The organism is Clostridium sp. BIOML-A1, from assembly GCF_009874105.1.
Lineage (GTDB): Bacteria > Bacillota > Clostridia > Lachnospirales > Lachnospiraceae > Coprococcus.
The window spans coordinates 232,026-247,373 of the sequence record NZ_WWTL01000002.1; the positions used below are offsets into that span (position 1 = coordinate 232,026).

Consider the following 15,348-nt stretch of genomic DNA (forward strand, 5'->3'; position numbering starts at 1 on the left):
CCTTCCACATTATCAAATAAAAAAATAATATTTATATTAATCTAATTATTTGTCATTTTTTCTTAAGCTTATATTTTTTTTCATCAGAATGTTTTGATTCAGATTTCTTTACAGCTTCGGACTCTGAAGCACTATCATTTCCCTTTATGTTTTCCGATTCATCGGTTTCATCCTCGCTTGAAGGATTTAACACAAAGCTGTCCTGATGCATATTGAAATAATCAGTGTTTGATGCATATTTAGTTCCAAGCTCGATTCCGAGTCTTGCAAGCAATTCATCTGTCTCACTGATCAAAGCTTCCTCTTTTTTCAGATTTTCAGCCATCTTCTGATCGTATTCTTCCTGTATGTCTTCATGCTTTACATGTTCTACAACAGGTGGTTTATCACTGTTATAATCAGGGAAAAGACTTGATCTGAATGTAGGAAAATCTATTTTTCTGCCATTTACATTTGCAGAATTCTCAACCACCGGTTCTAAGATTTCTGATTCTGAATCTTTTATTTCAAAAACCTCTGTTTCAGGATTTTTTGATGCAGGATCATTTATTTCAAAATCGTCGGCTTCAAAAATCTTTGCTTCGGAAATCTCCGTTTCAGAAGCATCATTATCTATATCATAATCCTGTTCTGATATTACTTCTGAAGCTGATTCATCGAGTTCATCAGGTACCGACTCATCAAACGCTTCTGTTGTGACGTCGACAGTTTCTTCCGGTATATAAGCATCTGTTTCCGACTGTTCAGATTCTGTCGTCTCCGGCTCCGCCTGTTCCGGTTCTTCTGCTTCGATATCAACATTAACTTCCGCTTCGTCAATGATTTCAGCTTCCACATCTTCTTCCTGCTTGATTTCTTCTGTCTCAGACTGAATGATATCTTCATCACTTTCATCTGGCATCAGATCTTCCGGCACTTCCGAGATCTCTACAATATCGTCATCCTCATATGCCTGCTCAAACGAATCGTCTTCCCAATCGTCTGTATCAAATTTGTATTCATCCAGTGACTGGATCGCAACATCAATATCAAATTTATGATCTTTCTTTCCTTCAGATTCAGAAACATCTCCCGAAAGCTCTTCATTTTCACTTATCTGAGGTTCTTCCATGAGAACCGTCTCGTCTTCTTCTGCTAGCTGTTCAGCAATCTCTGCTACCTCTGCATCCTCATGTGGCTCCGCAGGTTCTGCATACTCAGCTTCTTCAGCAACAATCTCCGACTCTGTATTTTCTTCAGACTCAGGTTCTGTATTTTCTTTTTCAATAACTGTTTCAGTATCCGATTCTGCAGCCTCTTTCTCAACAATTTCTTCAGTCTCAGGTTCCGCAGTCTCTTCCTCAACAATTGTCTCAGTCTCAGGTTCCGCAGTCTCTTCCTCGACAGTTGTCTCAGTCTCAGGTTCCGCAGTCTCTTCCTCGACAGTTGTCTCAGTCTCAGGTTCCGCAGTCTCTTCCTCGACAGTTGTCTTGATCTCCGGCTCGCTTTGTTCAAGCGCATCCGGGTCAACCATCAATACTGTATCGAAATCATCTGTAATATCCGAAGTATCAAAATCATCCAGACTTTCATCGAATGATTCTTCTGATATCTGATCCAGATTCTTTTCTTCGCTAACAATCGAAGCGGTCTCCGGCTCTTCCGGCTCTTTCATTATATCTTCACTCTGAGTCGAATCTATATTCTCTTCTACCGCCATTACTTCATCCAGTAATTTGTCTTTGTCCGGTTGCAGCTTCTCTGTTTCAGCAATTACCTCTTCAATCGCAGCCTCTTCTTTCTTTGACAGTCGTCCTATATGAAATCTCTTTCCTTTATCCTTTTTTTCCTCTGACTGTTCATTTTCCTGTTGTTCTTTCTTCTGCTGTTTCTTTAATTCTTTCTTTTCTTTAGATTTAAGCAGCATCTGTTTGAACTTCACAGAATTTGGTATGGGTTCACGATCATCGACCATCAAAGTAATCTTAGGGTCTTTCGGGAACATACGAAGGTGATCAGCTTCCAAAACCTTTTGTTCAAATGTTCTGATCTCTTCCTGTTCTTTTGAATCATCCTCCTGTTCTGATGCAGGATAACAATATATAGTTTTCTCTACATCATATGATTTATCTCTAAGCCGGTTCACATTCTCAATATATGGGGAACCTTTATAGGTCGCGCAGAAAATTTCAGCCTCCGACTGAAGTTTCTCCATATTTCCCATTGCAGCATACAATAACAACATCTCAAAATCCCAAGCTGCATCCGTTTCGGCTTCATTTGCTGAAATAAGAATTCCATACAGCTCTTTGAACGATTTTCGTTTTGCTTTTGCAATCATGTATTCTATACGATATGTACCTGCATCTTTTTCATCTTGATTAAATTTATAGATGTCATAATATGTGTCTACAAGTGAGTAAAACCCCTCAGATAAATACACTTTAATCAGTGAATATATAATCTTATTTCCAACAGGCGCCATGGAGTGGGCTTTTACAAGAGCAGCTCTGGCTTCCGAATAACGTCCGTTTTCATAGTAAACTTCACCACAAATCTTGATAAACTGAGGTGAAAGCGATCTGGTCAAATCCTGATGTTCAAGTATATCCAATGCAAGACTATAATCCCCGCTTGCCGCAAGTTCTTTTATTTTGTTGACACTTGACATGCTAATTCCAGTACCCATCCAATCATACTCCTAAACTAATTTTCATCAGCTAATTTTATCACATCAGGTCATCTTTTACAACTGTCATGTACCTGAGTTTTGCTTCTTCGAGCATATATATGCACAAAGCAATCCTGTAAATAATCCAGCTATCAATCCTCCTATATGCGCTGCATTATCTATGCCTTCCGAAACATATCCATTCAATATTGTGATCACGGATAAAAAAATAAGATCCTTTAATGAAATATCTGATATCTTTCCTTTACCAAAAAAGGCAAAAACAATCAATATACCCATCAAGCCGCAGATTGCACCCGATGCACCTCCTGCATATTCGTAAAAGTTTCCCATATAACAACTGACTATCGAACAAACAGATGCTACAATGCCGCAGAACAAATATACGCATATATACTTCACTTTCCCCAGCAGATATTCTACCCTTGCTCCAAGAGCAATCAATACAACCATATTGCTTAAAAGATGTGTCAGAGAAAAATGGAAAAACATAGAGGTTAGCAGTCTGTAATACTGCTTTTCAACAAGAACATACCGAAGATTATCTGTCAGAATTTCTTCAAGAAAAGAATATCCGTAAGCATCCCTGGTATATACATATGCTATGAATACCAAAATATTGAGCAATACCAGAATCGGTGTTACCACTCCAAATATTTCCTTTAACCGGATACGCCAGTGGTCTTTTTCCGCATAAATCTCTTTTTCAAGAATCCTCTGTAACCCGTCAAAATCTGCCGGTTGATTCTCAAAAATATATAATTTACCATAATCCTCACTGAACAGCCAGACATTGTCCATCTTCTTAATGATCGTACTTAAGTCGTCATCAAATATTCCGTCCTTGGTAAGTAGCAGGTTCAAAATCATAACTCTTTTTCCTGTTTCTTCCAGATCATTTCTAATCTGTGAATTAAACTTTATAAGATTATCCGCTTTCAAATTTCTGCTATTTCCAAGCACAATAACGTATATGGCATCGCCTTCCGCTCTGCCATATACATTATTACTGTCAGGATTTAATTTTTTATATCCTTTTTTCCCCAGATGCTCAATGATCTGTAACATATATTGTTGCATTTTTACAATCCAAGGAACAGATTCTCAACCTTCTCAATTACAGTTTCCTTCATATCTCCGCGTGTTTTTTCATACTGAATACCGGATTCCATAATCTCCAATAACTGCATACGAAGTCCTGAATCAATATCCTTAATATACTTCATAAGGACATCCTTGATCTCCATAACATATTCTTTCTGTTTCATTTCTTCCAACATCGGCTCATAATTAAATGTTATGCTGTTCTTCATCTCATCCTGTTTTCTGCCACAGATCACGCATTCCTCTGCGCCACCTTCATTTACATGTCCACAGTTACAGGTCCATACAAGTCCATCCGACTTATAATTACATACAGCATCAAGACCTTTTTTAACTTTAAGTGCTTTATACTTCAATGCACTCATTTCAACATCGATCGGATCATCTCCGCATGAATATACACCTCTTGCAGTTACATATTTCTGAATATATACTTTACAACTTGTAATAATCTTTATGTATTTTTCAGGAAGTTTACATTCTATATAATCAGATTTTAATAATGATACATTTGTTTTATCAAATACAAAATCCACACCTGTTAATGTGATTTCATCACCGTAAATATTTACAAACTGAATATCTGCTTTGATTGCTTTGACATCATCCATATTGTAATTATTATACCATGCCGAAATCTTGGTTCCATTTCCCTCAGATGCAAGGATAACTTTTACGGCTCTCGGTACAAGCTTGTCGTAATAATTATTTACATATAATTCTTTTCTTACAAAATCGCTCTTATCAAATTCGGATTTGTACTCTTTTTTCACCGAAACAAGTGTACCGCTAACAATAACCGCTGAAATATTAGATGAATAATCAACTATATTTGTTTTAAAGCCTACGACCGCATTGTAATTTGTCTTTCCGACAACTTCCTCAAATGACTTGATGGTTTCCTTCATTGTTCCATCCAGCTTGTCATGGTACATGCTGCTTCTGTCTGTTGCAATGTCAGCAATAGATGCACCGATCTCCTTTAAAAAATTAGAGCTTAAAATTGTCTGTACAAATTTATAAGGACCATATTCTGTTATCTCATATCCTTCAAAACTTGTGCCTGATGTAATCATAATATTTGCCATGTGTAACGCACCTCCAAAAATATATGAAAATTGTATCACAATATATCGGAATAGACAAATACTTTTTGTGAATTTTATATTAAAATCATGTCTTTTTTTAGTAATTTTACTCAAATAACCACAAATATTGTTTAAACTGCAATCGGAATATTCTTCACTTGTGGTCCTGTCTGATAATCTTCAATTGTAAAATCATCCAACGTAAACTGATAAAAATCTTTTATATCCGGATTCATGGTAAACTTTGGTGCAGGATAGGTTTCTCTGGATATCAGCTCTTTTACGATCGGAATGTGTCTGTCATAAATATGTGCATCTGCAATTACATGCACCAGTTCTCCCGGTTTAAACCCTGTAACCTGTGCAATCATATAAACCAGTGCTGCATACTGAACAACATTCCAATTATTTGCCGCAAGTACATCCTGTGATCTCTGATTCAATATAGCATTCAGGCGATCTCCTGTTACATTAAATGTCATCCCATAAGCACACGGATACAGATTCATCTCATGAAGATCCTCGTGTACATACATATTTGTCATCATACGACGACTGTATGGATTATGTTTCAGATCATAAATCAAGCGATCCACCTGGTCAAACATACCTTCTTTGTACTGGTGTTTTACACCCATCTGATATCCGTAAGCTTTTCCGATCGAACCATCTTCATCTGCCCAGCTATCCCAGATATGACTTTTCAGATCATGTACATTATTGGATTTTTTCTGCCAGATCCACAGTATCTCATCTATAGCAGACTTAATATATGTCTTTCGAAGTGTAATTGCCGGAAATTCCTTTGACAGATCATAGCGGTTTACGACGCCAAACTTTTTGATCGTGTAAGCACTTGTTCCATCCTCCCACTTAGGGCGGACTTTTTCTCCCTCTGTACTATATCCGTTTTCTATGATTGATCTACACATTTCTATAAAAATATCATCCGCACGACTCATTTTATACCTCCGTTTTTTTCATAAATAAAGCTTCTGTAATTGTATCGTATCAACCGAAAAAACGCAACTTATTACATGAAACACTACCATTTATTACATTTCGGCACTTTTTTTCTGCAAATCGTGTATGATGTTGCAAAGAAATGAAAGGAGACTTACACAAATGCCAAATGAAAATTATCCATTACCTAAGCTTCTACGTTACTTCCGTGAGAAAAAACAAATGACGCAGGCAGAGGTCGCCGAGCAGCTCTCAATCTCGCGATCCGGATATGCTAATTATGAATCAGGGCGGATACTTCCCGGTATCGAACATATAGCCAAATTATCGAAGATTCTCGACCACGACTTCCTGTTCGCCTATTCCATGTCATTAAAAAACGCAGAACAGGACAATTACAATCTGATTGAAGCAGTCAGTGATCCATCTGCATATCAGGCTGTTCCTGTTCGCAAAGAAACAATTACTGATCTTATCAATCAGTTGAAGGAAGTCCCAACATGGGAGTTGGAGCTACTAAAAACCTATGTACAATTATACTGTAATGAGAAAAACGAAAAGGAGAAAAAGAATATATGACATCCGTTATCCGAACCAATATAGGCAGTGCACTGTTATCCCTTCGAAAAAGCAAAACCTTATCCATGCGTGAAGCAGCCGAAGAATTAAAAATATCCCAATCTGCCTATTCCCAATACGAACGTGGCAGTTCTATACCCGATATAAAAACAATTTTTTATGCATCAAATTACTATCATATCAATATTCAGTTTCTTGTATTTCTAATCTGTATTGATCTTGCATCTCTGGAAAACATTAAAAATGAGAACCTTTTTCAGTTATTTACCTTTGACAATATATTTGACTGGGATTTTTTTCATGTATTTAAAGAGTATGATCGTCTGTCTAAAAATTACAAGGATGCCGTCACCCGTTTTCTTCATGCCGCAAATATCTGTAATCAGAATGAATCCAGAAAAAACAACAACTAAAAAAACAGCAGTCAGATCTGTTTTATAGCTGTCTGACTGCTGCATTTATCGTATTCATTACTTTTTTCTTATCTGCGCTCCAAAGCGGTGCGATCAATAGTTTCTTCGGTCCGTCTCCGGTCAGGCGATGGATCACCATATCCGGCGGCAGTACCTTCAGACACGAAACAACACATTCTGTATAATCTTCCAGCGACAAAACAGAACATTCTCCATTCTGATACAATTCAGCAAGGTTGGTTCCTTTAAGGACATGAAGTAGTTGTAGCTTTATGCCCTGTGCACCGCTCTTTCCTATATACTCTGCTGTTTCGATCATATCTCTCTGTGTCTCTCCCGGAAGTCCCAATATCATATGTACGATCACATGTACACCAAGATCACAGAGTTTTTTTACTGCCTCGTCATATACCGAAAGCGGATATCCGCGATTAATAAGCTTTGCCGTTTCCTCATGGATCGTCTGAAGTCCGAGTTCTACCCACACCGGCTTGATTCTCTGTATATCACGCAGCATATCGATCACCTGATTTCCCAGGCAATCCGGTCTGGTTGCAATTGAAATAACTGCAATGTCTGACCGCATCGCTGCATTTCTATAAATATCCCGCAAACGGTCGATATCACCATAAGTATTCGTAAATGACTGAAAATATGCAATATAATGTTTACCTTTGAACTTCGAAGCAACCAGCTGTTTTGCCTGTTCGATCTGTTGATCTATGTCCATATCCGCTTTTGGACTGAAATCACCCGATCCTAGACTACTGCAAAAGATACAACCGCCAATTCCTGCCGTTCCATCCCGGTTCGGGCAGGTGGTTCCAGCATTTAATGACAGCTTGTATAATTTCTCCCCGAAGGTATCCTTTATATATTGATTTGCTGTATATATATTCATCTTACATATTCCTTATACATTGAACTGCCATGTTCATGTCCATCTCCATATTATATATCTTCCATATACAACTTCCATATCGATCAGACAGCAGCTTTACTGTTTAAAAAAATTCGAGCAGCTTCTCCGGCTTATGGATGATCTGGGTAGCACCATGTTCTAACAGGAATTCTTCATCACGAAAGCCCCAGGTAACAGAGATACATTCCAGTCCGCTGTTCTTTGCGGTCATGATATCCACATCTGAATCTCCAACATAGACTGTGCCTTCCCGTCCAATCTGCATTTCCTTCATTGCTTCTATGCAAGTGTCCGGTGCCGGTTTCTTTGCTACATTTGCAGACTCTCCGATCGCTGTACTTATATATGCACCAAAGAACTGATCCCTCAGTCCCTTCACTGCAGCATCAAATTTGTTCGATACGATACCTACCGGTATTTCTTTTTCTTTTAACGCCTTAAGCACATCGACAACTCCCTCGTAAGGGCCTGTCTTATTCAACATATTCTTTGAATAATGTTCCTTGAATATCGCGAGTGCTTTTAATGTATCGTCCTCTGAAGTTCCCGTCGGAACTGCACGCTCCATCAGCTTCTCTACGCCATTCCCTACAAAGCGGCGGACCTCATCGATTGTCCGTTCCGGATAATTCATCTGACGAAGTGCGTAATTTGTACTGTCTGCCAGATCCTCTAATGTATTTAAAAGTGTTCCATCCAAATCAAATATAACTGCCTGATATTTCTTCATTGTACATCTGCCTTTCTGCCTTTGTTCTATTCCGGCTGATCGAGTTCCTGTACGGCACGGACAAGTGCCGGAACGATCTGCTTCTTTCTGGAAACCACGCCTTCCAGATATGCATAATGATCGACAAATTCCGTCTGGAATGCACGGGAACAGATCTCCTCTGCCTCATCTCCAAATGCCAACATTCCGGAACTATCGTCTAAGATACTTGTCATTACAAACAAAAATACATCACATCCATTTTCTGTATAATCGGTCAGATACTCATACATACTCTTCTGTATCTGCTCAATCTCTCTGGTATTGATCGATGTGATCTGTCCGATCGCAAAGGTACGTCCGTCGATCTCAAATTTCTTATAATCCTGATGCAGAATCTCATCGATTGTCTTTCCCTTCAGATTACTTCCGGCATCAAACATCTCCATTGCGAAATCATTTACATTAATCTCGGCAAGTTGCGCCAGTGCATATGCTGCATTCTTATCCTCACAGGTACAGGTCGGTGATTTAAACAGCAGCGTATCTGATAAAATAGCCGCACACATCAATCCTGCAATCTTCTTATCCGGTATAATGTTCTGCTCTCTGTACATCTGATATATGATCGTAGATGTACAGCCAACCGGCTGATTTCTGAAATAAACCGGTGCAAGCGTTTCTACATTTGCAATTCTATGATGATCGATGATCTCCCGGATCTCTGCCTTGTCGATATTATCAACCGACTGTGTACGTTCATTATGATCGACCAGGATCACCTGTTTTTTTCTGGCATTGATATAGTTACGTCTGGAAACCAGTCCCAGATAATTTCCACTCTTATCTACAACAGGGAAATAACGAACTCTCGTCTTCGACATAACACTTTTTATCGTTTCAACCGAATCATCCTCGTTAAACGTCATTATATTATCACGAACCATAAAGAACCTTACCGGTATACTCTGACCGATCAGTCTGGCCACCTTATAAGTATCATTCTGAGATGTGATGATCGAACAGCCCTTAAATGCCGCAAGCTTCACAACATCGTCATCCACCTTATCCACCAGACAAAGGATCAGCATACCTGCTCCCTTTTCGATAGCCATTAGCTGAGATTCCTTCCGGTCACTTAAGATAACAATGTCGTCCGGCTTTACAAAATGCTCCATAAGCTCCACATGTGCCGCGCCTATGATAACTTTTCCTTTCGTAATATAACTATGCGGATTTCCACAGACCATCTCACCATCGATCGTCTCCATGATATGTCGGCACCTGGTTCTCGCTTTATACAAAATATCGTCTTCCGAATTCAACATATAAGCTTCTGCAATATCTCCAACAGTTAATATTCCACGAATCTTTCCGTTCTCCACAACCGGCAACGTCGTTGCATCATTCTTCTGCATGATCTCAAATGCCTTCTTCATTGTTGTATCACCCGGTACACCGGAAACGAGCCGGTAAGAAATATCACTCAACTGGGTGTCCACGTTTTTGATCAACTCCGGTACTTCCACATCAAAATAATTTAATACAAATTCTGTTTCTTTATTGATATTACCCGCTCTTTTGGGAATGTATTTATTTTCTGACTGATTCTTAAGATCTGCATACGCGATCGCTGAACAAATCGAATCCGTATCCGGATTCTTATGTCCGATCACAAACACCTCATCTCTTGGAATGTTATGCATATTCCACCTCCTATTAAGAACACAAAACAGCCTGCTGCAAAATGCAGCAGCCTGTTTTGTCAGGTTGTATCATATTATACTTATAATTCGCTGATGTCAACCAGTGATAATCGTCTATTTGCGGATGACTCCAAACTTGTAAGCAGTGCATTCGCTGTATCAAGACTTGTAAGACAGGTAACACCGGTTTCAACTGCATGACGTCTGATCACGAAACCATCCTTGCTTCGTTCAACACCCTGTGACGGAGTATCGATGATCAGATCGATCTCATGACTTAAGATCAGATCCAACAGGTTTGGTGATGGTTCCTCTACTTTGTTGATCAGTTCAGCAGGCACTCCATTCTCATTCAGGATTCTGCATGTGCTCTTTGTAGAGAAGATCTCATAACCAAGAGCCGCAAAACGTCTGCCGATTTCTACTGCATCCATCTTATCTGCATCCTTAACTGTAAGAATCATCTTCTTTGTCTTTGGAAGATTTACACCTGCGCCAAGGAACGCTTTGTAAAGGGCTTCGTTGTAGTCCTTGGAGATACCAAGACATTCACCTGTTGATTTCATTTCCGGTCCCAGACTGATCTCGGCTCCACGGATCTTCTCAAATGAGAATACCGGCATCTTGATCGCAAAGTATTCTGCTTCCGGCTGAAGTCCCGGCTTATATCCCATATCCTTGATCTTCTCGCCTGTGATAACACGGGTTGCAAGATCTACGATTGGAATACCAGTAACCTTGCTGATATATGGAACAGTACGGCTGGAACGAGGATTTACCTCAATTACATATACTTCATCATTGTATGCGATAAACTGTATATTGATCAGACCGATTACATGAAGGCTGTTTGCAAGCTTTCTTGTATAATCTTCAATTACACGTTTGATCTTTGGTGAAAGCGTCTGTGCAGGATATACAGAGATACTATCACCGGAATGGATACCGGCTCTCTCTACATGCTCCATGATACCAGGGATCAGGATATCTTCTCCATCACATACGGCATCTACTTCTACTTCCTTACCCATGATATATTTATCAACCAGAACAGGATGCTCCTGAACATGTCTGTTGATGATATCCATAAATTCAATAATATCTTTATCAGAGATCGCGATCTGCATTCCCTGTCCGCCTAATACATAAGAAGGTCTTACCAGAACCGGATAACCGAGTTCATTGGCTGCCTCTAAGGCTTCATCTCTGGTAAATACCGTTTTTCCGGCAGGTCTTGGGATACAGCACTTCTCAAGGATCTCATCAAATAATTCTCTATCCTCAGCGGCATCTACATTCTCTGCACTTGTACCAAGGATCGGAACACCCATCTCCATCAGTGCTTCCGTCAGCTTGATCGCTGTCTGTCCGCCGAACTGAACAACCGCACCATCCGGTCTTTCCAGATCTACAATTGCTTCTACATCCTCTGCTGTCAGTGGCTCGAAATACAGCTTATTTGCAATATCAAAATCTGTACTGACTGTCTCAGGATTATTATTTACGATAATGGTCTGGTATCCCTTTCTCTCAAATGCCCATGTACTGTGTACGGAGCAGTAATCGAATTCGATACCCTGTCCGATACGAATAGGACCGGAACCAAGAACCATAACCTTCTTTACGGAATGATCTTCCTCTACTTCATTCTCACCGTCGAAGCAGGAATAATAGTATGGTGTAGATGCTTCAAACTCTGCAGCACAGGTATCAACCATCTTGAAAGATGCACGGATACCATAGCCATACCGCAGCTCTTTGATCTCTTTTGTTGTCTTTCCTGTAAGCTGTGCGATTACCTTATCCGGGAATTCTACACGCTTGATCTCCTTCATCAGTTCCTTGGAGATATCTCCCTTGGAATCACGGATCTCCTGTTCATAGTCAACCAGATTGTTGATCTTATCAATGAACCAAAGATCAATCTTTGTGATATCGTGAATTGCTTCCTGTGTAATGCCACGGCGAAGTGCCTCAGCGATAACAAAGATACGTCTGTCATCTACATGATGCAGAAGCTTTAAGATATCACTGTCAGACATATTCTTATATCTGCTGGAATGAAGACCATCTACATGCTGTTCCAGAGAACGGATTGCTTTCATCAATGCGCCCTCAAAGTTTGTGCAGATACTCATAACCTCACCGGTTGCCTTCATCTGTGTTGTCAGATCATGATCTGCCTTGATGAACTTATCAAACGGAAGTCTAGGAATCTTAACAACAACATAGTCCAGTGCAGGCTCAAAACTTGCAAACGTCTTCTTGGTAATTGCATTCTGGATCTCATCCAGATTATAACCAAGTGCGATCTTTGCAGAAACCTTGGCGATCGGATAACCGGTTGCCTTGGATGCAAGTGCTGACGAACGGCTTACACGAGGATTTACTTCGATTACACAATATTCAAATGTAGTTGGATGTAATGCAAACTGTACGTTACAGCCACCACGGATATTTAATTCAGAAATAATATTTAATGCAGATGTACGAAGCATCTGATACTCTTTATCACCCAATGTCTGGGATGGTGCTACTACGATAGAGTCACCGGTATGGACACCGACCGGATCCAGATTCTCCATATTACAAACTGTAATACAGGTACCATTTGCATCACGCATTACTTCGTATTCGATCTCTTTCCAGCCTGCGATACAACGCTCTACCAGAACCTGACCGACACGACTAAGTCTCAGACCATTCATCAGGATCTCGACAAACTCTTCTTCATTCTCAGCGATACCACCGCCGCTTCCGCCAAGGGTATATGCCGGACGGAGTACAACCGGATATCCTATCTTCTTAACAAATTCCAGACCGGCTTTTACCGTTGTAACAACCTCAGATGGTGCTACAGGCTCATGGATCTTCTCCATGGTTTTCTTGAATTCCAGTCTATCCTCTGCTTTTTTGATTGTTGAAGAAGATGTACCGATCAACATAACATCATGTTCTCTTAAGAAACCGGACTCTTCCAGTTCCATTGCGATATTTAAAGCTGCCTGACCACCCAGTGTTGGCAGAAGGCTGTCCGGTTTTTCCTTCTCGATCACTGCTTTTACTACATCGGCTGTTAATGGCTCAATGTATACCTTATCTGCGATATCCTTATCTGTCATGATCGTAGCCGGATTGGAGTTGATCAGGACAACGCAAAGGCCTTCTTCTTTTAATGAACGACAAGCCTGTGTACCGGCATAGTCAAATTCTGCAGCCTGTCCGATTACGATAGGACCGGAGCCAATTACAACAACTTTTTTAATATTCGGATTCTTTGGCATTACTTAGACACCTCCATCATATTCATAAATACATCAAACAAGAAGTCTGTATCAAGAGGACCGGCACATGCTTCCGGATGGAACTGTACGGTCTGTGCATTCTTACCAAGGTAATGAACACCTTCTACTGTACCATCATTTACATTGATAAAGCTGACCTCGGCAACCTTTCTGTCAAGGCTCTCTTCTTTTACCATATATCCATGATTCTGAGTTGAAATATAAACCTTTCCGGTCTTTAAATCTTTTACAGGATGGTTCGCACCTCTGTGACCGTATTTCATCTTTACGGTATCGCCGCCATTTGCAAGAGCAAGCAGCTGATGTCCAAGACATATTGCAAAAATAGGAATATCTGTATCGAAAAGTTTTTTCACTTCTTTGATCGTAACCTTACAATCCTTTGGATCTCCAGGTCCGTTTGTTAACATGATGCCGTCCGGTGCATCTGCGATGATCTCCTTCGCAGGTGTCTCAGCAGGATATACAGTAACCTGACAACCTCTCTTTAATAAAGATTTGATAATATTTCTCTTAACGCCGAGATCGATCACAGCTACCTTGTAGCCATCTCCCGGATAAACTTTCTTTTCTTTGCATGTAACATCAAGAACAACATGTCCCATCTCCCATGCTTTGATCCGCTTCAGACAATCTTCAAGGTCATAAGAAGCATTTGTTGTGATCATGCCCTTCATTGTACCCTGATTTCTGAGGATCTTGGTCAAGGCTCTGGTATCAACTCCCTCGATACCTGTTATATTGTTATTAATAAGGAACTGGTTAATACTCTGTTCACTTCTAAAGTTACTTGGCTTCTTCGCAATCTCTCTTACAATAAATCCTGACTGCCATGGTTTATCAGCCTCCATATCTTCCAGACATACACCATAATTACCAATCAACGGATATGTCATACAAACTGCCTGCCCGGCATAGGATGGGTCTGTCAACACCTCTAAGTAACCTGTCATAGACGTATTGAAAACAATTTCGCTTATGATCTCATCGGTTGCTCCAATACTGGTGCCTTCAAATACATGTCCATCTTCAAGTATCAAAAAAGCTTTCATAATACAATTCCTTTCTTCTTTTTTCTATTTTTGCTCAAAAAAAAAGAGTGAACAGAGAATCTGTGCACACATACAAAGATCCTCATCTGCCTCTTTTTTCTAGTTTTGTCAATTCTAACACATTTGTTATTGTTAGACAACACTTTTTCATCGAAATTCGTCAACTTATTTCTGAGCAGCTTCCTGCTTCATTTTTTCTGTTGCTTCATACACTCTTCTGCTGAATTCACAGCCGCAGAAGTTCTGTCTATATAAATTATATTCCTTTGAAAGCTCGATCGAATGTTTATATCCGTTTTTCTTCTTAAAATCACTATGCAAAAATGTTATACCATACTGCTCACCCAGTTCTTCTCCGATCTCATTGAGCCAGTCTGCATTTTTATGCGGGCTGATCGACAGTGTCGTAGTAAAATAATCAAATCCATGCTTCTTTGCAAATGCTGCACTTTTATCCAGACGAAGCTTATAACAAGCATAGCACCGGATTCCACGTTCCGGTTCCTCTTCCATTCCTTTTGCCATTTCAAGAAACCGTTCGCTCTCATGCTCTTCCAGATATGACTCCACCCCATTCTCCTGATATACTTCATGAACAAAGCGTTTTAATTCATTCCAGCGTTTCTCGTATTCTTCATCACTTGTGATATTCGGATTATAAAAATAAGCAGTAATATCAAAATAATCGGTCAGAACTTCAAGGCAATGACTGGAACACGGGGCACAGCAGCAATGAAGCAATATCTTCTTTTTACTGCCGGAATCCGATATTTTCTTCAATTCTTCTTCCATCATAGTATAATAGTTTGCATTTTTCACTATTTATCTCTCCTTTT

At 39.8% G+C, this 15,348-nt stretch carries 12 protein-coding genes; 2 read left to right on the top strand and 10 right to left on the bottom strand.

Features of this window, described 5'->3' with window-relative positions:
* Window positions 1-52: 52 nt before the first annotated feature.
* From GT641_RS02600 to thyA, 4 genes are all read right to left on the bottom strand, one after another.
* The gene (locus tag GT641_RS02600; RefSeq protein ID WP_161116756.1) at window positions 53-2,668 is read right to left on the bottom strand and encodes a hypothetical protein; all 2,616 of its coding nucleotides are present in this window, start codon (window positions 2,666-2,668) and stop codon (window positions 53-55) included.
* Window positions 2,669-2,734: 66 nt separating this feature from the next.
* A complete protein-coding gene (locus GT641_RS02605; RefSeq protein ID WP_161116757.1) occupies window positions 2,735-3,751 on the bottom strand; it encodes a rhomboid family intramembrane serine protease in 1,017 nt (338 codons plus the stop codon).
* A 2-nt stretch (window positions 3,752-3,753) separates the two neighbouring features.
* Window positions 3,754-4,863 (bottom strand): heavy metal-binding domain-containing protein, encoded by a 1,110-nt coding sequence (locus tag GT641_RS02610; RefSeq protein ID WP_119963519.1) that lies wholly within the window; start codon window positions 4,861-4,863, stop codon window positions 3,754-3,756.
* Window positions 4,864-4,994: 131 nt separating this feature from the next.
* A complete protein-coding gene (gene thyA, locus GT641_RS02615) occupies window positions 4,995-5,825 on the bottom strand; it encodes a thymidylate synthase (RefSeq protein WP_119963518.1) in 831 nt (276 codons plus the stop codon).
* Window positions 5,826-5,988: 163 nt separating this feature from the next.
* Here thyA and GT641_RS02620 point away from each other — a divergent pair, with 163 nt between their 5' ends.
* On the top strand, window positions 5,989-6,405 hold the full coding sequence (locus tag GT641_RS02620) for a helix-turn-helix transcriptional regulator (protein WP_044944927.1): 417 nt from the start codon (window positions 5,989-5,991) through the stop codon (window positions 6,403-6,405).
* Window positions 6,402-6,818, top strand: coding sequence for a helix-turn-helix transcriptional regulator (locus tag GT641_RS02625; protein ID WP_008400699.1), 417 nt, complete (start codon window positions 6,402-6,404; stop codon window positions 6,816-6,818). The genes GT641_RS02620 and GT641_RS02625 overlap by 4 nt, the downstream gene beginning before the upstream one ends.
* Before the next feature lie 22 nt (window positions 6,819-6,840).
* On the opposite strand, the gene GT641_RS02630 is transcribed toward GT641_RS02625, so the two are convergent.
* The 6 genes from GT641_RS02630 to GT641_RS02655 all read right to left on the bottom strand — a co-directional run bounded on the left by GT641_RS02630 (window position 6,841) and on the right by GT641_RS02655 (window position 15,331).
* The gene (locus GT641_RS02630; RefSeq protein WP_008400698.1) at window positions 6,841-7,719 is read right to left on the bottom strand and encodes a TIGR01212 family radical SAM protein; all 879 of its coding nucleotides are present in this window, start codon (window positions 7,717-7,719) and stop codon (window positions 6,841-6,843) included.
* Window positions 7,720-7,822: 103 nt separating this feature from the next.
* Window positions 7,823-8,470: an HAD-IIIA family hydrolase gene (locus GT641_RS02635; protein WP_008400697.1), complete on the bottom strand. Its 648-nt coding sequence runs from the start codon at window positions 8,468-8,470 to the stop codon at window positions 7,823-7,825.
* 26 nt (window positions 8,471-8,496) lie between these two features.
* Entirely contained in the window at window positions 8,497-10,155 is a 1,659-nt protein-coding gene (locus GT641_RS02640) for a putative manganese-dependent inorganic diphosphatase (protein ID WP_008400696.1), read from the bottom strand.
* Between the two features lie 80 nt (window positions 10,156-10,235).
* A complete protein-coding gene (carB, locus tag GT641_RS02645; protein ID WP_008400694.1) occupies window positions 10,236-13,439 on the bottom strand; it encodes a carbamoyl-phosphate synthase large subunit in 3,204 nt (1,067 codons plus the stop codon).
* Window positions 13,439-14,512: a carbamoyl phosphate synthase small subunit gene (locus GT641_RS02650; protein WP_161116758.1), complete on the bottom strand. Its 1,074-nt coding sequence runs from the start codon at window positions 14,510-14,512 to the stop codon at window positions 13,439-13,441. The genes carB and GT641_RS02650 overlap by 1 nt, the downstream gene beginning before the upstream one ends.
* A 165-nt stretch (window positions 14,513-14,677) precedes the next feature.
* Complete coding sequence (locus tag GT641_RS02655; protein WP_347562829.1) at window positions 14,678-15,331, bottom strand: epoxyqueuosine reductase QueH; 654 nt, start codon at window positions 15,329-15,331, stop codon at window positions 14,678-14,680.
* Between the last annotated feature and the right edge of the window lie 17 nt (window positions 15,332-15,348).

Bases quoted from the DNA above. Each gene is read 5' to 3' on its own strand.
- GT641_RS02630 (WP_008400698.1), bottom strand. From the start codon at position 7,719: ATGAATATATATACAGCAAATCAATATATAAAGGATACCTTCGGGGAG.
- GT641_RS02650 (WP_161116758.1), bottom strand. From the start codon at position 14,512: ATGAAAGCTTTTTTGATACTTGAAGATGGACATGTATTTGAAGGCACC.
- GT641_RS02600 (WP_161116756.1), bottom strand. From the start codon at position 2,668: ATGGGTACTGGAATTAGCATGTCAAGTGTCAACAAAATAAAAGAACTT.
- thyA (WP_119963518.1), bottom strand. From the start codon at position 5,825: ATGAGTCGTGCGGATGATATTTTTATAGAAATGTGTAGATCAATCATA.
- GT641_RS02635 (WP_008400697.1), bottom strand. From the start codon at position 8,470: ATGAAGAAATATCAGGCAGTTATATTTGATTTGGATGGAACACTTTTA.
- carB (WP_008400694.1), bottom strand. From the start codon at position 13,439: ATGCCAAAGAATCCGAATATTAAAAAAGTTGTTGTAATTGGCTCCGGT.
- GT641_RS02640 (WP_008400696.1), bottom strand. From the start codon at position 10,155: ATGCATAACATTCCAAGAGATGAGGTGTTTGTGATCGGACATAAGAAT.
- GT641_RS02610 (WP_119963519.1), bottom strand. From the start codon at position 4,863: ATGGCAAATATTATGATTACATCAGGCACAAGTTTTGAAGGATATGAG.
- GT641_RS02605 (WP_161116757.1), bottom strand. From the start codon at position 3,751: ATGCAACAATATATGTTACAGATCATTGAGCATCTGGGGAAAAAAGGA.
- GT641_RS02620 (WP_044944927.1), top strand. From the start codon at position 5,989: ATGCCAAATGAAAATTATCCATTACCTAAGCTTCTACGTTACTTCCGT.
- GT641_RS02625 (WP_008400699.1), top strand. From the start codon at position 6,402: ATGACATCCGTTATCCGAACCAATATAGGCAGTGCACTGTTATCCCTT.